Consider the following 20,377-nt stretch of genomic DNA (forward strand, 5'->3'; position numbering starts at 1 on the left):
GCGGACACGGCGCTGGGGCCGCCCGTCGGGTTCGACGGGCGGCCCCAGCGCGCAGGGTCACTCGTTGACGCAGATGTTGCCGAAGGCCGGGTTGAGCAGGCCGATGATGTCGATCGAGTTCCCGCAGATGTTGGCCTCGAGGTTGATCGGGATCTGGATCTGGTTGCCGGACAGGACGCCGGGGCTGTTGGCGGCGATGCCGTTGGCGGTGGCGTCGCCGGCGGAGGCGGTCCCGGCACCGGCGAGGACCGTCACCGCGGCGAGGGCGGTGGCGGCGAGGGTGGTACGCATACGCATTGCGTCGCTCCTTGTGAGCATGGCGGTTCGAAGTGTGACGATCACACTCGCCCACGATCACAAGCGATCCACCCCGCCGCACGCCGGATTGACCCGTCCTAGGGCGTGCCGCCCTCCCACCTCTCCCCCGGCCCCGCCGGCGCAGCGCCCCCGGGACCGGCCACGCTCAGTGATTCCAGCAGCTCCCGGGCCGGACGCAGCCCGGGCTCGGCCGCCACCGCGCGGTACAGCAGTCCCAGCGCGAGCGCCTCCTCCCCGGCCGCCAGGGCGTCCAGCGCCCGGTTGTAGTCGATCCGACCGGCGTAACGCAGCCGGAACAGCACCGACAGGTCCTCCCGACAGGAGGGACAGCGCAGGGTCTGCCGGTCCGCCGGCACCCTGCACAGCGGGCACGGCACGTCCAGGGCGTTCAGGGCGTCCGGCGCGCCCTGGGCGCCCGGTGCCGCCGGTGCGTCCGCGGCGCTCATCGCGGCCCCGCCTCCTCCGGGCGGACCGGGCCGAGCGACTCCGGGGCCGGCTCGCTGCCCAGCTCCCGCTGCGCCTGCGCGTACAGGGCCAGCAGGTTCGACATGTGGGTGTTGACCGCCGCCATGTTCGGCGCCTCCACGGCCGCGTCCAGACCGCGCAGCTCGGCCATGATCAACTGGGCCAGGGCCGGCGAGACCATGTTCTGGGTCACGTAGACGTTGCACATGGTGATCATCCGCATGGTGTGCCCGAGCGAGTCGCACAGCTCGTCCGCCTTCCGGGCCGCGCGCACCGCGCCCTCCCAGTCGGCGGCCTCGCGGCGCAGCCGCAGCTCGGCGGCCACCGAGCGCAGCCGGTCCAGGTCACTCGGGTCGAGGTGCTTCTCGCAGTAGTGGATGAACAGGCTCAGATACGCCTCGGAGCCGCGCACCCAGCGCTGCGCCTTGAGCTGCTGCTGGGCCCGCTCCAGCGCCGCGTCCACCGACTGGCCGCGGGTCTGCCCGGCCGCCAGGTCGTCCAGGGTGTCCATCAGCCGCTGCGCCTCGCGCCGCTCGGCCTCGGTCAGCTCGCCGCCCCAGCGGTCGGTGAAGGACTCGATCTGCCGCTGCTGCTCCTCGACCTGCACCTTCAGCTCGGGGTCGAGGGTGACCCGCTCCAGCTTGACGGTCTTCTCGGCGCCGCCCTGGATCCGCACCGACAGGGTGATGGTGCGGTCCCGGTCGAGGCCGAAGGAGACCTCGACCGGGGTGCGGCCGCCCAGGCCCTCGGGCAGCCGCAGGGTGAGGTGGCCGATCAGCTCGTTCTGCTGGGCGATCTCGTGCTCGCCCTCGTAGACCGCGATCTCCAGCCGCTGGCGCCCGCTGCCGGAGACCACGAACTCCCGGCTGACCGGCGAACTCGTCGGGTAGCTGCTGTTCTTGGGGATGATGACGGCGAGGCGGCCGTCGTTCAGCTCGATGCCGAGGTTCTTCGGGGTGATGTCGAACGGGTTGGTGACCTGCGCCAGTTCGCCGCAGCCCGGGCAGACCTCGCAGCCGGGCGGGTTCACCACTCCGCAGGAGGCGCAGCGCAGACCGACGTCCTCGGCTGCGGTGGTGGCCACCCTGGTCCGGCCGGGGGCGGCCGAGTCGAGCGGCTCGCCGCACAGTTCGCAGGCGGTGACGCCGGGGGCGGCCGGGGTGCCGCAGCGCGGGCAGTTGCCGCCGTGCACCACGGCGGTGGCCCCGGTCCGCTGCGGGGCCGTCGTGCCACCCGCTCCGCCCGGGCCGGTTCCGGTGGCTCCGGTGGCTCCGGTGGCGCCCGAACCGTCCAGCGCCCGCTCGCACTTGGGGCAGGCGGCGGCGTCGGCGTCGACCGGGATGTGACAGGTCGGGCAGGAGACCCGGGCGCCGCCGAGCAGGGTGGTGGCGCAGTTGGCGCAGTTGGAGGCGGACAGGTCGCCGGGGGCCCGGCACTCGGGGCACTCCACCTCGCCGACCAGCGCGGACTGCACGGCCGCGCCGAGCGCCACGCACTGCATCGGGTTGACGCCACGCCTGATCCGGCGCGGGCCGAAGACCTCGCCGAGCCGGCGGGCGACCAGCGGGATCGCGGTCGAGCCGCCGACCAGCACCACCTCGTCGATGTCCCCGACGGTCAGGTTGGCCTGCATGATGGCCTTGTGGGTCAGCTCGATGGTGCGCTCGATCCGGCCCTCGATCAGCTCCTCGAACCGGGCCCGCTCGAACTCCGTCTCCAGCACCAGCTGCCCGGCGCCCAGGCCCGGCAGGATGACCTCGGAGGACTCCTGGTTGGAGAGCTCGATCTTGATGGTCTCGGCGGTGGCGGCGATCTTCGGGCGGTCGCGCAGGTCGGGCTGGTACTCCGCGCCGTACTCCTCGCGGATGTCCTCCAGCAGCGCGGTGGTGATCCCGCGGTCGAAGTCGTCGCCGCCGAGCAGGTTGTCGCCCTCGATGCCGAGCACCGAGACCGAACCCGGCACCAGCAGCAGGATGGAGATGTCGAAGGTGCCGCCGCCGAGGTCGTAGACCAGGACGGTCTTCCCCTCGTCGCCCGCCTCGGAGGTGATGCCGTAGGCGAGGGCGGCGGCGGTCGGCTCGTTGATGATCCGCAGCACGTGCAGGCCGGCCATCCGGCCCGCCTCCTGGGTGGCCGCGACCTGCCGCTCGCCGAAGTACGCCGGGACGGTGATGACGGCCCGGTGGAAGGGCTCGCCGAAGCGCTGCTCGGCGTCCTCCTTGAGGCGGTGCAGGATGATCGCGGAGATCTCGATCGGGGTGTACGAGCGGCCGTTGAACCAGACGTTCACGTCCCCGTCGGTGCCCGCGGTGACCTTGTAGTCCACCTCCTTCAGGGCCGCCTGGACCTGCGGGTCCTTGAACTTGCGGCCCATGAAGCGCTTGACCGAGCGGATCACGTTGACTCCGTCGACGGCGATCCGGCTGCGCGCGGTGGAGCCGACCAGCAGCTCGCCCTTGCGGCCGCTGCCGACCACGGAGGGTGTGGCCTCCTGGTTCTGGCGGTTGAAGATGATCTCCGGCTCGCCCCGGCGCAGGTGGGCGACCACGGAGTTGGTCGTGCCCAGGTCGATGCCGAGTGTGCGGTACATGTCGTTCCCCTCTTGCCCCTCGTGGTCCTGGTCCTGGCTAGTTCTTGCGCTTGGCCTGTTGGGCCTGTTGGGCCTCCTTGGCCTGTTGGGCCACGGCCTTGGCCCGGCGGCGGGCCCGGGGCGGGGCCGCCTTGGGCTGGACGCGGATGACCGGCGCGGTGGCGACGGCGGTGGTGGCCTCGGGTGTCTCCGGCGCCTCCAGCGCCTCGGGCTCGACGGCTTCGACGGCTTCGGGCGTGCCGGGTTCGACGGCTTCGGTGGCCTCGGCTTCGGCGGCCTCGGCGGCCTCGGACGGCTCCGGCGCCGTTTCGGGCTCCGGGTCCGGCTCCGGCGCGGCGACCACCACCTGGGCCCGGCGCAGCACCTCGTCCTCCCAGAAGAACCCGGTCACCACCGTCCGTACCACCGTCTCCGGCGCCACTCCGGGACGGGACTCGGTGCCCACGATCTCGGTCAGGTCCGGGTCGGCCGTCATGCCCTCCAGCCGCATCGGCCGCACCCTGGCCTTGGCCAGCTGCCCGAGCAGCCGCCTCCGGGTGGCCTCCAGGCCGGCGCCGCGCCCGAGCGCCACCAGTTCGCGGTCCAGGCCGAGGGCGGCGAGCGCGTCGTCCACCTCGACCAGGATGCCCAGGAGTTCGCGCTGCTCGGCCCGGGCCGCCTGCTTCTGCTCCGTCAGCTTGCTCCCCAGCAGCGAGGCCCGGAAGAGCAGCCGGCCGAACGCCGCCGCCAGGTCGACCTCCTCGACGCCGGGCGGGATCTCCAACGGCCGGTGGCCGCCGAACAGTTCGGCGGTCGGGGCGCCGGCGGGCATGTCGGTGGGTGCGTCGGTCATTCGGGTACCTCGATCTGCGGCAGCACGGACAGGTCCGCCGCGTAGCGGGCGGGGACGGGCGGTTCGGGGTCGGCGCCGCCGGGGGCGGGCTCGGCGAAGTCGGCGGCCAGCTCGGCCCGGTGGAGGGCGGGCAGCGTGGCGACGGGCGGCAGCGGCTCGCGCTCGATCACCAGCAGCGGTTCGGCGAGTGCGGGGGCGAGGAGTTCGGCGGCCTGATCCACCGGCTCCGGCGGGAGGGGTTGCTGGATGTCCGCCTCCAGGCGCCGGTCCGGGTTGCGCAGCAACGCGGCGGCCTCCTGGATCTGTTGGCGGCTGTAGCGGCCGGCCCGCATCGCCGGTCCGACGGCGAGGTTGATCTCGCGCACGCCGGCCGTGAGCGGGATGCCCAGGACCTCGTACGGCGACGGTTCGTGCAGTGGCATGGCGGGCGGTCCCTCTCCTCACAGTGGCCGGGGCGGGTGGCTCGGGTGCCGGTACGGTCGGCGGTCCGGCCGGTGGTTCGGCTGCGGCGTACGGTCGGCGGTACGGCTGCGGCGTACGGTCTGGGACGCCTCCCGACCGCCGTACGGTTGCCGTCAGTAGAGCGAGTTGATCCGCATCTGCATGGCTCGCAGCTCAAGGTCGTCCGGGTTGTGCTCGACGGCCTTGCGGGCCAGGTCGCGGGCCTCGCGCAGCTGCCGGGCGTTGGCCCGCTGGACGGCGAACGAGCCGTAGACGATGCCGAGTTCGCGGTGCAGCTTCTCGGTGTCCTCCGGGGTGCGGGACAGGTCGAGGGCCTCCTCCAGCAGCCGGATCGCCTCGAGGTAGCGGCGGGCCTCGTAGTGGCCGATGGCCTCGCCGCGCCAGAGGCTGACCATCAGCCGGCGAATGTCGGGCGAGTCGTCGTAGGACTTGGCCTTCTGCAGCATCGCGGCCTGGACGGTGAACGGCCGGTCCTGCATGGCGTCCAGCACGTGGTTGGCGAGCATCACCGAGACCCGGCGCGGGGCCTCGTGCTCGACCCCGCCCTCCCAGTCCGGGTCGGCGCGCAGCGCCTCGGCCATCCGCTCGACGGCGCGCCGGCGGTCGTCGGCGAAGGCGGCCGAGCGGGAGAGCTGGCGCAACACGAAGGCGAGGCCGATCCGGTGGTCCGGGTCGGGGTTGAGCTCGATCAGCGCCCGCCAGGCGTCGGCGGCCTCCTCCAGTTCCGCGTCGGTGGCGTCGGGGCGGCTGAGCTGGCCCGCCCGGTTGCCGAGGGCGGCCTCCAGGAAGTGCCGGGCGGTCGGGTCGCCGGGGACCAGGTCCAGGCTCTTCTCCAGCAGGGCGAGGGCGCGGGGGTAGTCCTTGTCCTCGTTGTTGATCTTGCGCGCCCACTGGGCGTAGGTGGCGCCGAGGTCGCCCCGCACCTCGGGGTCGTCGGGGGCCAACGCCAGTGCTCTCTCCAGGATTTCGGCGGCTCCGGCCTGGTCGTCCAGGCTGTTCTTGAGCAGCGCGCGGGCGGCCCGGACGCCGGACTCGGCGGCGATCGCGGCGGCGTCGGCGGGCAGCCGGGCGCCGGGGACGGATCGGGCGCGGGTGAGGCTGTCCAGCGCCTCGCGCCAGTCCTGGTTGCGGTGGTGCTCGCGGGCCTGGCTGACCAGGGACTCGCCGAGCAGCGCCTGCCAGTCCTCGCCGCGCCGCTGTTCGGGCACCGCGTCCAGGGCGGCGACGGCGGCGGCCTGCCTGCCCTGGAGCTGCAGGTAGCGCTGTGCGCCGAGTTCCCCGAACAGGCCGAGGGCACGGGTGGGCGCGGGCGCGTCGGGGCCGGCGGGCCGCTGCCAGGGCCGGACGGCCTGCTCGAACGCCTCGGCCCAGCCGGCGAGTTCCGGATCGGCGCGGAACAGCCGGTCCAGGGCGGGGCCGAGCGCGAGGCGGCGGGCCCGGCGGCCGGGCAGGGCGATCCGGACGTCCTCCTGGGCGAGGGCGTCCGCGCAGTACGCCTCCATGCCGAGGCGCAGCGTCCAGGCGGTGACCTCGTCGCCGTCGCGACCGGCGGCCCGGTCCAGCGCGCGCAGGTCCTCGCGGAGGCGGTCGAGCAGGCCGGTACGGGCGGCGGCGAGCCGCTGGGGTTCGACGGTGCGGCCGGTGGTCCGGGCGGACTCGGCCCACAGCTCGGGCTGGTGGAGGGCCGAGACCAGGCAGCCGAGCGTCCAGGCCCAGAGCTCCTCGTCCGGCTCCTGCTCGGGGGTGCCGACGGCGAGCCGGTAGCCGGCCAGCCCGAGCGCGTGCAGCAGCCGGGGGTGGGCCGGGTCCTCGCGCAGCAGCTCCCGGTAGGCCTCCCAGGCCTCCCGGTGGCGGCCGTCGAGGGTGGCCTGGTGCGCCTCGTGCTCGGCGAGCAGGACGAGCGCGCCCGCCGCCTGCGGGTGCCCGGGGGCGAGCCGGAGCGCCTGGCGCAGGTCGACGGCGGCCGCGCCCGGCCGGTCGGCCGCGAGGGCGGCGCCGGCCCGGCGGACCAGGACGGCCGCGCGGGCCGTCGTGGCGTCCTCGGGCAGGCCGGCCAGGGCCTCGTCCGGTCGGCCGAGTTCTGCGCGCAGCAGGGCGAGGTCGAGCCGGACGGGCGCGGCGGCCGGGCCGTCGCCGAGCGCCTCGGCCCAGCGGGCGAGCACGGGTTCGGCCTGTTCGGGGGTGCCGGCTCGGCGGGCGCAGTCGAGGACGGCGCGCAGGGCGGGGGCGGAGCAGCGCACGCAGCGGGGCGAGCCGGCGTCCCGCGGGGTGTGCTGGTGGTCGGTGCAGGCCTCGCGGCCGCAGCCGCCGCAGGTGTCGGCGGCGGGTCGGTCGCAGAGCGCGCAGTCGCCGGTCGGCGCCCCGCCGGCCGCCGTACCCGAGGCCAGGAAGTGCCGGTACCAGTCCAGTGCGGCGGCCCAGTTGCCGGCCCGTTCGGCGAGCAGGGCGCGCAGCCGGGCGATCGCCGGGTCGCCGGCCGGGTCGGGCGGGCCGAGCAGGGCGATCGTCCGGGCCGGACGGCCCGCCAGCAGGGAGACGGCGGCCAGGTGGTAGCGGTCGCGCAGGCCGCTGCCGGCGTCGAGCAGCGCGGCGACCGGTTCCGGGGCGCCCTCGGCCAGGGCGAGCGCGGCGCGCAGCCGGGCCTGGCGGTGGGTGAGGGCGCCGGGCAGGGAGTCGGCGAGGGTGAGCGCGGCGGCGGCGCGGCGGCGCGGTTCGGCCTGGTCGCGGCCGGTGACCAGCAGGTGGGCGGCCTCGCGCAGGGCGGCTTCGCGCAGCGCGGCCCGGTAGCCGGGGGCGGCGGGGTGTTCGGCGGCGGCCTGCTGCCAGAGTTCGCGGGCGGCCGTCGGGTCGGTGGCCAGCCGGGTGCGGGCGAGCCGGTCGCGGGCCAGGGCGCGGCGGGGGTGCAGGTCCTCGTCGTCGAGTTGCTCCCAGCGGGCGAGGGCGCCGGCAGGGTCGTCGGTGCGGGCGAGGGCGAGGCCGTGGTGGAAGGCGGCGACGGCACTCCAGCGGCTGTCCGGTTCGGTGTCGGCCTCGGCGCGCAGGATCGGCTCGGCCTGGCCGGCCTGGCCGGCGGCGAGCAGGGCGGCGCCGAGCCTGACCCGGGCGGGGCGCCAGTCGGGGGCCGTGCCGAGGCCGGCCCGGTAGTCGGCGGCGGCCTCGGCGGGGCGGTCGGCCCGCTCGTGCACCAAGGCGAGGCCGAACCGGGCGGGGGCGAAGTCCGGTCGGACGGTCAGGGCGGCGGTGAACTCCTCCCGGGCCTGCTCGTCGGCGCCGAGCAGCAGGGCGAGCCGGCCGAGGGCGTAGCGGGGGCGGGGGTCGGTCGGGCTCTCCACGGCGGCGGCCGCGAGGTCGCCCCAGGCCCGCTCGGTGTTGCCGGCCCGCTGCCTGGCGAGGCCGCGGAAGAGCAGTGCGTCGGCGCGCAGGGCCTGGCCGCGCCCCCACGGGGAGGGCTCGCCGGGGCCGAAGTGCAGCGCCTCGTCGAAGGCGGCGACGGCGGGCCCGTCCTGGTGCCGGGCGTACAGCTGTACGCCCCAGCGGAACCAGAGTTCGCCGCTGCCGCCGGGAGCCGCTTCGGCGACCAGGCCCTCGGCCTCGACGGCCCGGCCGGTGGCGGTCAGCAGGGCGGCGCGGGCGAGCACCGGCCAGTCCCGGCCCGGCAGGGCGGCGAGGGCGCGGGCGGTGGCGTCCTCGCGCTGCTCGACGGCGCCCTCCCGGCAGCGGCGCTGCAGCCAGTCCAGGGCGCGGGCGGCCGCCTCGGCCTCCTCACCGGGCTCGGCGCCGGCGGCGGTGGCCTGGAGGAAGGCGAGCAGCGGGCCGAGGTCGCCGTCGGGGGCCCGCATCCGTTCCTCGGCGAGGCTGCGCAGGCTCCACCGGGGCAGCTGCCGGGCCGGGTCGGCGAGCAGCGGGTAGGCCTCGCGGTGCAGGGCGAGGGTGGCCTGCTGGTCGCCGGTGGGGATGGTGGCCTCGGCCTGGCCGAGCAGGGCGAGGCCGCGCTGCGGGCGCAACTCCTCGGGTGCGTCGGCGAGTCGGCGGGCCAGCCGGGCGTAGCGGCGGCGGGCCTGGGCGGCCCGGCCGGCGGTGAGCCGTTCGGCGGCCGCGGCCAGGGCCTTCGCCACCGCCGCGGCGTCCGTGACCCGTCGGCGCCGGGCCAGGACGACGGCGGCCGCACCGGCCAGTGCCACCACGACCAGCAGCACCGCTAACAGCGCCATGCACCGTCCCCCTGGTTCGAGTACCGTCCACCCGGATGATCAACTGTCCTGTGGTGGCCGTGATTTGACGTCGTGTCGCGATGTTGCTCGAGTGCCATCAGAATAGGCCCTCGATCGGACAGACGAACAGGAAGGAGCACTATCCTGGGCATCACATCACCAGTGGGACGACAGCACGGCAGCAGCTCGACGGCAGCGCGCCACCAGCGCGTCCACAGTGGTCAGTAGCAGGTCAGTAGCGTCGGGGGTCGGGTGTCGCAGTCACGTTGGGTGCCCGGGCTCCGGTTCGGGCCGGAGTTCGACCCGGAGCAGTACGAGCTCCTGGAGTTCCACCACCGGGGCGGCGAGGCCGAGGTGTGGCGGGCGGTTCGCACCGGTCACAACGGGCGCAAGGAACTGGTCGCCGCGAAGATCATGCTGGAGCGCGACCCGACCGAGGTGCGGCGCTGGCTCGGCCGTTGGGACGACGTCTCGCACAACGCGCACCGGCTGGGCGTCACCGACCTGGTGGTGCCCAGCTTCCTGCTCGGCCCCTCCCCGCACCGGCCCGGCAGCCCGCCCGGCGCCGCGCTGCTGGGCTACCAGATCTCGCCCTGGGTCGAGGGCGTGCCGCTGCACACCTGGGCGCGCGGCCGGCGCGCCGACCCGTCGGCGGTCGCCGAGGTGCTGGCCCGGCTCTGCCGGATCGTCGACGAGCTGCACCGCAAGCGCTGGGTGCACCGCGACATCTCCCCCGCCAACGTCCTGGTGGACGGCCAGGGGCAGGTCAAGCTGATCGACCTGACCTTCCTCGCCCCGCTGGACCACGCCCTGACCGTCGCGGTGTTCACCCCCGGGCACGTCCCGCCGGAGGCCGAGCAGGTCGGCGGCTTCCCGACCACCGCCAAGGACCTGTTCGCGGTCGGCACCCTCGCCCGCACCCTGCTGCTGCCCGACCACGGCCGCCTCGACCACCGGCTGGCCGCCGAGCAGGCCCGCGCCGAGCTCCTCGCGGCCGGCTACGGCGAGGAGTTGGCGCGCTGGGCCTGCGAACCGCTGGCCCGTGAACCGGACCGCCGCCCCTCCCCGCTCGGCCCGTGGGCCGCCCGGGGCCGTGAACTGCTGCGCGCCCACCGGCCGGTGGCCCGCACCGCCGGCCTGGCCGTGCTGCCCGACCCGGACGGGCGGCCGCTGGTGGTCACCGGCGGCGCCGACGGCACCGCGCTGGCCGGCCCCGGCGCCCTCGGCCGGCGGCTTCCGGCGGGGCAGGGGCCATCCGCCGTACGGGAGTTGGCGGCCGGCTGGGCCGGGCAGCCGGGCGAGCTGGTGGTCTGCGCGGAGGACCGCGGCGGCACCCTGTGGGTCGGTACGGCGGCGGGCTGGTGGGAGGCGGCGCGCGGGGTCAACGGGCTGGCGGGCGGGGTCGGTTCGGGCGGATGGGGCGGGCCGGGCGGCTCGGGTGGTTCGTTCGGTTCGGGCGGCTCGGCCGGGGAGATGACGGTCTGGACGGCGGCCGGCGGCGCGTTGCGCTCCTACCGCTGGGCACCCGGCCGCACCCTCACCGGCCAGGAACACCCCGGCTGCCCGGCCGACCGGGTGCTCGCCGCCACGGAGGAGCGGCCCGGCGCCTGGCTGCTGCTGGTCAAGCACCGCGAGCGGGTGCTGAGCTGGCGGCCCGGCACCGCGCAGCCGCCCGTCCCGGTGGGCCCGTCCGGCCCGCTGCGCGCCGGGGCACTGGCCCGCACCTCCGCCGGACCGCAGGCCGCCACGCTCCGGCCGGACGGCTCGGTCCAGCTGCACACCCTCGGCAGGGCCGGGGCGGGAACGGAGATCGGCGACGGTGAGCCCTCGCTCGGGATCGCCATGGTGGGCCACCGCGGTGGCCCGACCGTCGCGCTGGCGGGCGCGGACGGCGTACGGCTGCGGCTGCCGGCCGGCGGCGCCTCGCGCCGGCCGCGCTGGTGGCGGCCCACGCTGCGCCCGGCGACCCGGGTCGCGCTGGCCATGGGCGAGGACTGGCGGCTGTGCCTGGCGGCGGTGGTGGAGGGCGAGTTGCAGGTGTGGCAGGAGGACGCGGCGTACCGCTGGCAGGCGGTGGAGCTGCCCGAAGGGCGTTAGGGCCTGTCTCCTGGTTCCTTGCCGGGTCGGTCCTGCGCCGGGTCGGTCCTGCGCCGGGTCGGTCCTGTGCCGGGGTCAGCCCTCCGCCGGGCAGCCGTGGAGCAGTTCGGCGAAGGCCGCTCCGGCGGCGTCCCGCGGGAGGATCCGCTCCGCCCGGACGCCGTCCGGCGTGCTGATCACGTAGTGCTCGGCGAGGTACGAGAAGTCGTCCCAGGGCTCCCAGCCGTGGGCGCGCAGGAGGGTCCGGCCGCAGCGGGTGCAGCCGATCCACGGCACCAGCACCAGGGCAGCCAGCTCCGGCTCGCTCCAGCCCGTCACCACCTCGGCCTCGTCACGCTCACCGTCCAGCAGCCGCACCGGGGCGGGCGCGCCGTCGCCCGGGCAGCGCAGGAGGCCGGGGGTGAGCCGCTCGCGCACTCCCCACTCCTCGGCGAGCACGGAGATCTGCGCACGGTCCGTGCCGCTGATCGGGATCTGGCGGGCCAGCAGGCCCTCGACCAGCAGACCGAGCCCGCTCTCCTGTTCCCCGATCGCCCAGCAGTCCTTGACTGCGCGGGCGGCGTCGTCCGGCAGGAGATCGGCGATCCGGCTCCAGAGCACGGTGTCTTCGTCCATGGGTCGGACTCTAGCTCGCGGCGGATCGGCGCTGGTCGGCAAGGGGTCCCCCTGGCTGACGGTCCTCGCGCGGGCGCCGTCCGCGACCGGGCCGGAGCAGCGCCGAGGCCCCGGAACCCTGGCGGGGTTCCGGGGCCTCGGCCCGGCGGTGGAGAGTGGCTCGGCTGTTCGGTCCCGCCGAGCGCCCGCGGCCCGACGGTTCAGCGGAAGCGGCGCAGTCGCAGGCTGTTGCCGACCACGAAGACCGAGGAGAAGGCCATCGCGGCCCCCGCGATCATCGGGTTGAGCAGTCCGGCCGCGGCCAGCGGCAGAGCGGCGACGTTGTAGCCGAAGGCCCAGAACAGGTTGCTCTTGATGGTGCCCAGGGTCTTGCGGGAGAGCCGGATGGCGTCCGCCGCGGCCAGCAGGTCGCCGCGGACCAGGGTGAGGTCGCCGGCCTCGATGGCGGCGTCGGTGCCGGTGCCCATCGCCAGGCCCAGGTCGGCCTGGGCGAGCGCGGCCGCGTCGTTGACGCCGTCGCCGACCATCGCCACGACCCTGCCCTCGGCCTGCAGCCGCTTGACGGTGTCGACCTTGTCCTGCGGCATGACCTCGGCGATCACGTGCTCCGGCGCGATGCCGACCTCGGCCGCCACGGCCTCGGCGACCGCCCGGTTGTCGCCGGTGAGCAGCACCGGGGTCAGGCCCAGTGCGCGCAGCCTGCCGACGGCCTCGGCGCTGGTCGGCTTGACCGCGTCGGCGACCTCCAGCACGGCCCGGGCCTCGCCGTCCCAGCCGACCGCGATCGCGGTACGGCCGGCCGCCTCGGCGGTGCGCTTGGCCTCGGCCAGCGCCTCGGGCAGCTGCTGCGACCACTCGTTGAGCAGGGCCTCCCGGCCGGCCACCACGGCGTGGCCGTCCACCACGCCCTGGACGCCCAGGCCGGGGACGTTCTCGAAGCCCTCGACGGCCGGCAGTTCGCCGGCCTTGGCGGCGGCGTTGGCGATCGCCCGGGCGATCGGGTGCTCGGAGGCGTGCTCCAGGGCTCCGGCCAGGCGCAGCGCCTCGGCCTGGTCCACGCCCTCGGCGGTGTGCACCGCGAGCAGGGTCATCCGGCCGGTGGTGACGGTGCCGGTCTTGTCCAGGACGATGGTGTCGACCTTGCGGGTGGACTCCAGGACCTCCGGGCCCTTGATCAGGACGCCGAGCTGGGCGCCGCGGCCGGTGCCGACCAGCAGGGCGGTCGGGGTGGCCAGGCCGAGGGCGCACGGGCAGGCGATGATCAGTACGGCCACGGCGGCCGTGAAGGCGGCGGTCCAGCCCTCGCCGGTGCCCAGCCAGTAGCCGAGGGTGGCCACCGCGAGGGTGATCACGATCGGCACGAAGACGGCGGAGATCCGGTCCGCGAGGCGCTGGGCGGCGGCCTTGCCGTTCTGCGCGTCCTCGACCAGCTTGGCCATCCGGGACAGCTGGGTGTCCGCGCCGACCCGGGTGGCCTCGACCACCAGCCGGCCGCCCGCGTTGACGGTGGCGCCGGTGACGCCGTCCCCGACCCCGACCTCGACCGGGGCGGACTCGCCGGTCAGCATCGAGGCGTCCACCGCCGAGGCGCCCTCGACCACCGTGCCGTCGGTGGCGATCTTCTCGCCGGGCCGGACCACGAAGCGGTCGCCCACGGCGAGGTCCGCGATCGGGATCCGCACCTCGACTCCGCCGCGCAGCACCGTCACGTCCTTGGCGCCCAGCTCCAGCAGCGCCTTGAGCGCGGCCCCGGCGGTGCGCTTGGAGCGCGCCTCGAAGTAGCGGCCGGCCAGGATGAAGGCGGTGACGCCGGCCGCCGCCTCCAGGTAGATGTTGGACGAGCCGTCGGTGCGGGCGATGGTGAACTCGAAGCCGTGCCGCATGCCCGGCATCCCGGCGTCGCCGAAGAACAGCGCCCACAGCGACCAGAGGAACGCGGCGAGGGTGCCGAGCGAGACCAGGGTGTCCATCGTCGCGGCGCCGTGCCGGGCGTTGGTGAACGCGGCCCGGTGGAACGGCCAGGCGGCGTAGGTGACGACCGGCGCGGCGAGGGTCAGCGAGAGCCACTGCCAGTTGTCGAACTGGAGGGCCGGCACCATCGCCATCGCGATCACCGGCACCGCGAGCGCCACCGCGGTGAACAGCCGTTGGCGCAGCGGCGCCAGTTCGTCGGCCGGCTCGGCCTGCCCGGTGCCGCCCGCACCCCCGGTGACCGGGGGCTTGGGCAGCGCGGCGGTGTAGCCGGTGGCCTCCACGGTGGCGATCAGGTCGGCGACCTCGACTCCGCCCTCGAAGGAGACCTTCGCCTTCTCGGTGGCGTAGTTGACGCTGGCGGTGACCCCGTCCATCCGGTTGAGCTTCTTCTCGATGCGGGCCGCGCAGGAGGCGCACGTCATTCCGCCGATCGAGAGTTCCACCTCCGCGGAGGCGGGTGCCTGCGTAGTCATCGTCGCTCCTCGTGACGTCGTCGTGCGGTACGTTCGGCGGCCGGGCCGTCATACCCAGACGGGGTATCGGGCGGTGCCGGGTTCATTTATACCCCCGAGGGGTATCTATCGCAAGGCTTGAGGGATACCCCCGGCAGGTATTTTTTCGAGCCCCGATCCGATTGACTTGATACCCCCATGGGGTATTCACTGAGGCGCGTCCCGTCCGATCCGCACGTCCTTCCGAGGGGAACCCCGCGATGAACACCGCCCTGCGCATCACCGCCTTCACGGGCGGACTCGCCGCCGCCTTCGGCCTCGCCCTCGGCGTCGGCCACGCCACCGGCAGCGGCCCCGCCCCCAAGCCCGCCACGGCACACACCGCACACGCCGGACCCGCCGCGCACGACGGGCACGACGGGCACGACGGGCACGACGGGAAGGCGGACGGCGGCGGCGAGCACCTGCCCGGCGGGCTGCAGGTCTCCGAACGCGGTTACACGCTCAGCGTCGACAACCCCTTCGTGACCGCCGGCTCCCCCACCGACCTGCGCTTCCGCATCCTCGGCACGGACGGCAAGCCCCTCACCGCCTACCAGCAGCAACACGAGAAGGAACTGCACCTGATCGTCGCCCCGCGCGACCTGTCCACCTTCCAGCACCTGCACCCGACGCTGACCGCCGACGGCACCTGGAGCGCCCCCACCGCCGTCCCCGCCGCCGGCGAGTACCGGGTCTTCGCGGACTTCACCCCCGCCGGCCAGAGCGAGGGCCTCACCCTCGGCGCCGACCTGCACGCCGCGGGCGACCTGCGCCCCGCCCCGCTGCCGGAGACCGGACGGACCGTCACCGTCGACGGCTACACCGTCACCCTGGGCGGCGACCTCACCCCCGGGCGCAGCGGCCGGCTCACCCTGAGCGTCAGCAGGGACGGCAAGCCGGTCACCGACCTCCAGCCCTACCTCGGCGCGTACGGCCACCTCGTCGCCCTGCGCGCCGGCGACCTCGCCTACCTCCACGTCCACCCGGACACCAGCGCCCCGGGCCCGGAGATCGGTTTCACCACCACCGCCCCCAGCGCCGGCGGCTACCGGCTCTTCCTGGACTTCAAGCACCAGGACACCGTCCACACGGCGGCCTTCACCGTGACCACCGAGGCCACCGTGACCACCGCCGCCGAACACGCCGAGGAGGCGGGCGCCCACCAGCACTGACCGCCCCCGCCACCCAGAGATGTGCCGGGCGATCCCACCGGGGACCGCCCGGCACTCAGGCGTTCCCATGTGTGCGGGGTCCCGGCATGCACAGCACCCTGACCGACCTCGCCCGCTGCCTGTACGGCGACGAGTACGGCCCCACCGCCGCCTGCGAACTCGCCGGGGAGCACGAGGAGTCCCACTTCATCGAGCGGCTGACCTTCGCCGACGCGGAGGAGATCCTCGCCATGCTGCGCACGCTCTGCCCACAGCTCGTGGACGGCTTCCTGCCGGTCCGGGCCCGCAACCTGGCCTACCGGCTGCTGCTTCTCCAGCGTCCCGACGACCCGGCCCTCATCCGCGCCGCGGCCGACAGCCTCCACCTGCACGGCCCGGACTGGGACGACATCGCCGAGGAACTCAAGCAGCGCGCGGAGGCGCTTGAGGCGCCGTGAGCGTCAGGGGCGGCGAACGAGCCCGAGGCCGCCCTCGGGCTCGCGGGTGAGGACGGCGAGCAGGGCCGGGTCCGCGTGGACCTCGGCGCTGTGCTTCCACTGCGTGAGCAGGAGGGCGATCGGGGCGAGGTTGTCCAGCGCCACGGCACCACGCGCGGTGTGCACCAGCTCGGCAAGCAGGGTGTCGATGTCCTCCTCCGGCAGGAAGGTGCACCACGGCAGGGCCTCGGGCAGCGCCTGGCGCAGCACGGCGACGTTCCCGGTCCGTACCAGCGCCGCGAGCGCCCGGGAGGTGAGGTCCACGACCGACGCGTCGCGCTCCATCTGCTCGACGCGCATCAGCGCCAGGTCCCCTGCGTCACGTCTGCGGAGCCGGAGCGCGCGGTCGCCGGGTATCCGCCGTACGCCGAGTACCAGGAGAAGACCCAGCGCGTGATCCCGGTCTTCGTGCTCGAACCCGGTCAGCGCGCGATCAGCGGCGCCCCGGGCAGCCGGGCCCGGCGGTGCTCCGCGCCGGGTCGCCGGCGGCCGCGACTGTGGCGGCCAGGCAGGCGAGCAGGCAGCGGGTGACGGGGTGGCGTACGGCGCGCAGCAGGACTGGCGTGGCTTCGCGGGGCGTCATCGGGGGGCTCCTTCGCGTGTGGGGGTACGGCCGACGGGGGCCGCGTCGGTTGACGCGGCCCCCGGCCGGGGGTGCGGTCGGCCTCACGGGGCCGTCGCGGACCGCGCCTCGCGGGCTCCGTTCTCGGGGCGCGGGGTGCGCAGGGTGACCACCGCGAGCAGGCCGCCGACCACCGCGACCGCCGCGGAGCCGATGAAGGCGGCGGAGAAGCCCGAGGTCAGGCCCTCGACGGTGGCGTCCGGGGTGCGGGCGCCGGCCAGTGCGGTCATCGCGGCCAGGCCGAGCGCCGAGCCGACCTGGTAGCCGGTGTTGACGATGCCGGAGGCGAGGCCGCCGTCCTCCGGGGGCGCGGCGGAGATCGCGGTACCGAGGGAGGGTATGAAGGCGAGCGCCATGCCGATCGCGGCGAGCAGCGAGGCGGGCAGCACGTCGGTCCAGAAGTTGCCGTCCGGGCGGGCCGGCGAGAGCCCGAACAGGCCGGCGCCGAGGGCCAGCATGCCGGTGACCACCAGCGCCTTGGGGCCGAAGCGGGCGATCAGCCGGGGCGCCGCGGTGATCATGACGGCCATGATGGCGACGGTCATCGGCAGCAGGGCCGCGCCGCTGGCGAAGGCGCCGAGGTGGAGCACCTGCTGGAGGTAGAGGTTCAGGAAGAACCACATCGGCACCCAGGCCGCGGCCAGCAGGAACTGGGCGAGGTTGGCGGCGCCGAGGTTCGGCACCCGGAAGATGCTCAGCCGCATCAGCGGCTCGCGGCGCCGGCCCTGGATGGCCAGGAAGGCGATCAGCAGCACGGCCGCGCCGGCCAGCGTCAGCAGGGTCGGCGCCGAGGCCCAACCCGCCTCCGGGGCACGGACGATGGCGTACACCGCGGCGGCCAGGCCGCCGGTGACGGTGAGCGCGCCGAGGACGTCGATGCCGCCGCTGCGCCGGGGCGCGACGGGCATCAGGGCGGGGGTGGCGACCAGTGCGACCACGGCCACCGGGATGTTGACGTAGAACACCCACGGCCAGCTGATGTACTGGGTGATCAGGCCGCCGAGGAAGACGCCCGCGGTGCCGCCGGCCGGGGCCGCCGCGCCGTACAGGGCGAAGGCCCTGGTGAGCTCCTTCGGGTTCCCGCCGAAGAGCGTCATCAGCAGGGTGAGCGCCGAGGGGGCGATCAGTGCGGCGCCGAGACCCTGGACGCCACGGCCGGCCAGTTCGGTCGGGACGTTCCCCGCGAGCCCGGCGAGCAGCGAGCCGGCGCCGAGGATCGCCCAGCCGGCGCTGAACAGGCGGCGGGCGCCGAGCAGGTCCGAGAGCCGTCCGCCGAGCAGGAGCAGGCCGCCGAAGGCGACCACGTACGCGTTGAACACCCAGGACAGGTCCTCCTGTCCGAAGCCCAGGGCGTCCTTCATCTTGGGCAGGGCCACCCCGATGATCGAGGTGTCCATGATCACCACGAACTGCGCGGCGGCGATCAGCGCCAGTGCGCGCCACCTCCGGGGGTTCGGCCCGGTGTAGTCGGTTGCCATCTCTTACTCCCTACCTGTTAGGGGTATATGCCGAGGACATGGGAGTCCCCAGCGATGGTCTGTCGGCCTGACGGTCGTCAACTTCCGTTCAGCACAAGGAAAAAGCACGGCCAGACGTCGATCGACGACCTCGGCGAGGACGAGTCAGAACATACCCTAGGGGGGTAAGGTTTAGTCAACGGGAGCTGGCAGGGGATTCTCGGGTCATGGGGGTGGGGGGTATCCGTCGAGGCGCGGGGGGATCCGTTCGCCGGAACCCGTCCGCCCCACCGCCGACCCCCTCCCGCCCGGCGGCTACCGTGACCGGCATGCCCACCGACCCGCACCGCCGCCTGCTCGCCGCCCGCGCCACCAGCCCCTCGTACCCCGAGGTGGGCGCCACCCGGAACGGGGGCGGGCGGCTGCCGGACGGCTACGCCCACCTGCGGCGGCGGGTCCACCTCGGGCACGGGCGGGAGGTGCTGGAGCGGGCCGGGCGGTACGTGCTCGACTGGGGCAGCCAGCTGGGCACCGGCTTCGCGGTGTTCCCGGCCGGCCCCGCCCGGGAGGGCGAAACGGTACTGCTGCGGCTGAACCTGCCGGGGAGTCGGTGGCCGCGGCTGGTGATCCCGTGCCGGGTGGTGTGGACGGTGGACGAGCCGGACCGGATCGGATACGGGTACGGAACCCTCCCGGGGCACCCGGAATGCGGCGAGGAGGCGTTCCTGGTGTCGATGGACGCCGACGGAGAGGTGTGGTTCGAGGTCACCGCGTTCTCCCGGCTGTCCGCCTGGTACGCCCGGCTGGGCCGCCCGGTGGCCCTGCTCGGCCAGCACCTCGCGATCGAGCGCTACCTCGTCGCGGTGGCCGCGCACGTCCGCTGAGTCCGCCCGCCGGGGCGGCCCTCCGCCGGGTGGCGGGCCTCACACCCGGTTCTCCCCACCCGGGCTCGCTGCCCGACCCGGGCCCGCCACCCGGCCCGGGCCCGCCACCCGCGCCGCTCGGGCGTCAGCCGAGGAAGGACAGCCGGACGGTCCGGCGCGGGTTGTCCCCGTTGGTGTCGACCAGCACCACCGACTGCCAGACGCCGAGCGCCAGTTGGCCGCCGAGCACCGGCAGGGTGGCGTGCGGGGCGACCAGGCCGGGCACCACGTGGTCCCGGCCGTGCCCCGGGCTGCCGTGCCGGTGGCGCCAGCGGTCGTCGGCCGGGAGCAGGTCGCGCAGGACCGCGAGGAAGTCCTCGTCGCTGCCGGATCCGGTCTCCAGCACCGCGATCCCCGCGGTGGCGTGCGGGACGAAGATGTTGAGCAGGCCGTCGCGCCCGACGGCCCGTTCGTCGAGGAACGCGGCGCAGCGGTCGGTGATGTCGAGCGCGACCTCACGGGAGCCGGTGGTGATCTCGAAGGTGCCGCTCTGGAAGATGGTCGTCGGGTACGGGCCGGGCTGGGTGGAGTGGTTGTTGTCCGCCATGGCGCCATCCTGTCCCAGGTCAGCGGGCCGGGCGTACTCCCTCGCCGTCTCGCCGTGCCGGAGGGGCGGACTCGCGTAGGGTGAAAGGTTCAGACCACAGCACCCGGGGCGCCGGAGGGATTCATTCGGGCACGACCAGGGCACGCCCCAGGCAGGGCCCGGGCACACCGAAGACCCGGCGGACCGGATGGCCCACCGGGTCGGTTACCGGCCGGGCGGCGGGAGGGACCCGTACCGCCGGCCGGACCAGGCTCTAGCCGCGGCTGCCGAAGAGGCTCCGGCGCAGCCGACGCAGCGGCGTCAGCAGCGAGATCCTGGTGTGGCGACGGCGGATCGTCGGGGCCTCGGCGCCTCGCGGCGTGAGTTCCCTTATCAGCCCGAGCGCCTCGGCGGTGTCCACCGCCGGGAGTGCGGGCGCGCCGAGCACGGCCAGGTGTCGGTCGATCCGGCGGCCGGTCGTGCCGACACCGCACTGGATCGCCGGCACGCGGGGCCGAGTCCGCACTTGCATGTGTTCCATCAGTTTTCCCACCCCTACGAGGCGCCAGGGCCGTGAGGCGAAGACTATCCGTGACGGACGGCCTTCGCGCAACCGTCCTTGGTGTTGTGCCACCGTATCGTGCGGCGTCAACTGACGAAGCACCAGGGGCCACCCGGCCGGTCACGACTAGGCATCAATGATGGTGCACGACCAGCCGCCCGTCACCAGGGACGGCCGATCCGGCTGCGGCGACGCCGCGCCCGACACCCGCCCGGCGCCGCCCCTCGGCCCACACCTCCACCCGCGCCTGCGTATAAGGGGACAGCCGCCACGTCGACAAAGCGATCATCGAGGCGCCCGCCGGGCGGCACGGGGCGCCGCCCGGCGGGCGTCATCGACCCATGAACGCCCGGCTTCAGGAAGTGAACACATTCGAGGGATTGACTCCCGTCGAACCTCCAAGCAGTATTCTGATGCACGCGCCAGTGCCCGCACCGCACTCAAGCGCGTGTTCGAGTGGTGAAGAACTCCGGCTCCCGCGAGCCACTGCCCGGCCGCCTCGACGCTGCGGCGGCCAGGCTCGCGCGGTGCCCGGACCGGCGGTCGGCCGTAGAGGGTCGGCCGGACCGCCACCTGACTGC

17 protein-coding genes and 1 pseudogene are annotated in these 20,377 nt (G+C 75.0%); 5 read left to right on the forward strand and 13 right to left on the reverse strand.

The window, feature by feature from the left end; translation table 11 throughout:
* Positions 1-57 precede the first annotated feature (57 nt).
* The 6 genes from ACIQ87_RS32930 to ACIQ87_RS32955 all read right to left on the reverse strand — a co-directional run bounded on the left by ACIQ87_RS32930 (position 58) and on the right by ACIQ87_RS32955 (position 8,878).
* Complete coding sequence (locus ACIQ87_RS32930; protein ID WP_402414031.1) at positions 58-297, reverse strand: chaplin; 240 nt, start codon at positions 295-297, stop codon at positions 58-60.
* A gap of 98 nt (positions 298-395) precedes the next feature.
* Entirely contained in the window at positions 396-764 is a 369-nt protein-coding gene (locus ACIQ87_RS32935) for a hypothetical protein (RefSeq protein WP_402414034.1), read from the reverse strand.
* Positions 761-3,373, reverse strand: coding sequence for an Hsp70 family protein (locus tag ACIQ87_RS32940; RefSeq protein ID WP_402414037.1), 2,613 nt, complete (start codon positions 3,371-3,373; stop codon positions 761-763). The genes ACIQ87_RS32935 and ACIQ87_RS32940 overlap by 4 nt, the downstream gene beginning before the upstream one ends.
* A 37-nt stretch (positions 3,374-3,410) precedes the next feature.
* The gene (locus ACIQ87_RS32945; RefSeq protein WP_402414039.1) at positions 3,411-4,205 is read right to left on the reverse strand and encodes a nucleotide exchange factor GrpE; all 795 of its coding nucleotides are present in this window, start codon (positions 4,203-4,205) and stop codon (positions 3,411-3,413) included.
* The gene (locus tag ACIQ87_RS32950; RefSeq protein ID WP_402414042.1) at positions 4,202-4,627 is read right to left on the reverse strand and encodes a hypothetical protein; all 426 of its coding nucleotides are present in this window, start codon (positions 4,625-4,627) and stop codon (positions 4,202-4,204) included. The genes ACIQ87_RS32945 and ACIQ87_RS32950 overlap by 4 nt, the downstream gene beginning before the upstream one ends.
* A gap of 153 nt (positions 4,628-4,780) precedes the next feature.
* Positions 4,781-8,878, reverse strand: coding sequence for a hypothetical protein (locus ACIQ87_RS32955; RefSeq protein WP_402414045.1), 4,098 nt, complete (start codon positions 8,876-8,878; stop codon positions 4,781-4,783).
* Positions 8,879-9,130: 252 nt separating this feature from the next.
* Between ACIQ87_RS32955 and ACIQ87_RS32960 the strand changes: the two genes are divergently transcribed.
* Positions 9,131-10,975 carry a hypothetical protein gene (locus ACIQ87_RS32960; RefSeq protein ID WP_402414048.1) on the forward strand — a complete coding sequence of 615 codons (1,845 nt, stop codon included), beginning with the start codon at positions 9,131-9,133 and terminating at the stop codon, positions 10,973-10,975.
* Positions 10,976-11,050: 75 nt separating this feature from the next.
* Here ACIQ87_RS32960 and ACIQ87_RS32965 read toward each other — a convergent pair whose 3' ends face one another.
* Positions 11,051-11,590: a hypothetical protein gene (locus ACIQ87_RS32965; RefSeq protein WP_402414050.1), complete on the reverse strand. Its 540-nt coding sequence runs from the start codon at positions 11,588-11,590 to the stop codon at positions 11,051-11,053.
* 200 nt (positions 11,591-11,790) lie between these two features.
* Positions 11,791-14,037: a heavy metal translocating P-type ATPase gene (locus ACIQ87_RS32970; RefSeq protein ID WP_402414053.1), complete on the reverse strand. Its 2,247-nt coding sequence runs from the start codon at positions 14,035-14,037 to the stop codon at positions 11,791-11,793.
* Between the two features lie 239 nt (positions 14,038-14,276).
* Here ACIQ87_RS32970 and ACIQ87_RS32975 point away from each other — a divergent pair, with 239 nt between their 5' ends.
* A complete protein-coding gene (locus tag ACIQ87_RS32975) occupies positions 14,277-15,230 on the forward strand; it encodes a hypothetical protein (protein ID WP_402414054.1) in 954 nt (317 codons plus the stop codon).
* An 86-nt stretch (positions 15,231-15,316) separates the two neighbouring features.
* Positions 15,317-15,667 carry a hypothetical protein gene (locus ACIQ87_RS32980; protein ID WP_402414057.1) on the forward strand — a complete coding sequence of 117 codons (351 nt, stop codon included), beginning with the start codon at positions 15,317-15,319 and terminating at the stop codon, positions 15,665-15,667.
* Between the two features lie 3 nt (positions 15,668-15,670).
* Here ACIQ87_RS32980 and ACIQ87_RS32985 read toward each other — a convergent pair whose 3' ends face one another.
* Positions 15,671-16,006, reverse strand: coding sequence for a hypothetical protein (locus ACIQ87_RS32985; RefSeq protein WP_402414060.1), 336 nt, complete (start codon positions 16,004-16,006; stop codon positions 15,671-15,673).
* Between the two features lie 36 nt (positions 16,007-16,042).
* Here ACIQ87_RS32985 and ACIQ87_RS32990 point away from each other — a divergent pair.
* A pseudogene (locus tag ACIQ87_RS32990) lies at positions 16,043-16,126 on the forward strand (nitroreductase/quinone reductase family protein); the annotation flags it as partial.
* Positions 16,127-16,139: 13 nt separating this feature from the next.
* On the opposite strand, the gene ACIQ87_RS32995 reads toward ACIQ87_RS32990, so the two are convergent.
* Complete coding sequence (locus tag ACIQ87_RS32995; protein WP_402414061.1) at positions 16,140-16,289, reverse strand: hypothetical protein; 150 nt, start codon at positions 16,287-16,289, stop codon at positions 16,140-16,142.
* Between the two features lie 83 nt (positions 16,290-16,372).
* A complete protein-coding gene (locus ACIQ87_RS33000; RefSeq protein WP_402414064.1) occupies positions 16,373-17,806 on the reverse strand; it encodes an MFS transporter in 1,434 nt (477 codons plus the stop codon).
* Positions 17,807-18,114: 308 nt separating this feature from the next.
* On the opposite strand from ACIQ87_RS33000, the gene ACIQ87_RS33005 reads away from it, so the two are divergent.
* The gene (locus ACIQ87_RS33005) at positions 18,115-18,669 is read left to right on the forward strand and encodes a DUF1990 family protein (protein ID WP_402414066.1); all 555 of its coding nucleotides are present in this window, start codon (positions 18,115-18,117) and stop codon (positions 18,667-18,669) included.
* Between the two features lie 124 nt (positions 18,670-18,793).
* Here ACIQ87_RS33005 and ACIQ87_RS33010 read toward each other — a convergent pair whose 3' ends face one another.
* Complete coding sequence (locus ACIQ87_RS33010) at positions 18,794-19,255, reverse strand: YjbQ family protein (protein ID WP_402414068.1); 462 nt, start codon at positions 19,253-19,255, stop codon at positions 18,794-18,796.
* 253 nt (positions 19,256-19,508) lie between these two features.
* Complete coding sequence (locus ACIQ87_RS33015) at positions 19,509-19,775, reverse strand: hypothetical protein (protein ID WP_402414070.1); 267 nt, start codon at positions 19,773-19,775, stop codon at positions 19,509-19,511.
* Between the last annotated feature and the right edge of the window lie 602 nt (positions 19,776-20,377).

The sequence above is a fragment of the Kitasatospora sp. NPDC096204 genome (assembly GCF_044763205.1).
GTDB lineage: Bacteria > Actinomycetota > Actinomycetes > Streptomycetales > Streptomycetaceae > Kitasatospora.

What these genes read in the sequence shown, in the direction of transcription:
- ACIQ87_RS32930 (WP_402414031.1), bottom strand. Translation starts at nt 297, where the DNA reads ATGCGTATGCGTACCACCCTCGCCGCCACCGCCCTCGCCGCGGTGACG.
- ACIQ87_RS32935 (WP_402414034.1), bottom strand. Translation starts at nt 764, where the DNA reads ATGAGCGCCGCGGACGCACCGGCGGCACCGGGCGCCCAGGGCGCGCCG.
- ACIQ87_RS32940 (WP_402414037.1), bottom strand. Translation starts at nt 3,373, where the DNA reads ATGTACCGCACACTCGGCATCGACCTGGGCACGACCAACTCCGTGGTC.
- ACIQ87_RS32945 (WP_402414039.1), bottom strand. Translation starts at nt 4,205, where the DNA reads ATGACCGACGCACCCACCGACATGCCCGCCGGCGCCCCGACCGCCGAA.
- ACIQ87_RS32950 (WP_402414042.1), bottom strand. Translation starts at nt 4,627, where the DNA reads ATGCCACTGCACGAACCGTCGCCGTACGAGGTCCTGGGCATCCCGCTC.
- ACIQ87_RS32955 (WP_402414045.1), bottom strand. Translation starts at nt 8,878, where the DNA reads ATGGCGCTGTTAGCGGTGCTGCTGGTCGTGGTGGCACTGGCCGGTGCG.
- ACIQ87_RS32965 (WP_402414050.1), bottom strand. Translation starts at nt 11,590, where the DNA reads ATGGACGAAGACACCGTGCTCTGGAGCCGGATCGCCGATCTCCTGCCG.
- ACIQ87_RS32970 (WP_402414053.1), bottom strand. Translation starts at nt 14,037, where the DNA reads ATGACTACGCAGGCACCCGCCTCCGCGGAGGTGGAACTCTCGATCGGC.
- ACIQ87_RS32975 (WP_402414054.1), top strand. Translation starts at nt 14,277, where the DNA reads ATGAACACCGCCCTGCGCATCACCGCCTTCACGGGCGGACTCGCCGCC.
- ACIQ87_RS32980 (WP_402414057.1), top strand. Translation starts at nt 15,317, where the DNA reads ATGCACAGCACCCTGACCGACCTCGCCCGCTGCCTGTACGGCGACGAG.
- ACIQ87_RS32985 (WP_402414060.1), bottom strand. Translation starts at nt 16,006, where the DNA reads ATGCGCGTCGAGCAGATGGAGCGCGACGCGTCGGTCGTGGACCTCACC.
- ACIQ87_RS32995 (WP_402414061.1), bottom strand. Translation starts at nt 16,289, where the DNA reads ATGACGCCCCGCGAAGCCACGCCAGTCCTGCTGCGCGCCGTACGCCAC.
- ACIQ87_RS33000 (WP_402414064.1), bottom strand. Translation starts at nt 17,806, where the DNA reads ATGGCAACCGACTACACCGGGCCGAACCCCCGGAGGTGGCGCGCACTG.
- ACIQ87_RS33005 (WP_402414066.1), top strand. Translation starts at nt 18,115, where the DNA reads ATGCCCACCGACCCGCACCGCCGCCTGCTCGCCGCCCGCGCCACCAGC.
- ACIQ87_RS33010 (WP_402414068.1), bottom strand. Translation starts at nt 19,255, where the DNA reads ATGGCGGACAACAACCACTCCACCCAGCCCGGCCCGTACCCGACGACC.
- ACIQ87_RS33015 (WP_402414070.1), bottom strand. Translation starts at nt 19,775, where the DNA reads ATGGAACACATGCAAGTGCGGACTCGGCCCCGCGTGCCGGCGATCCAG.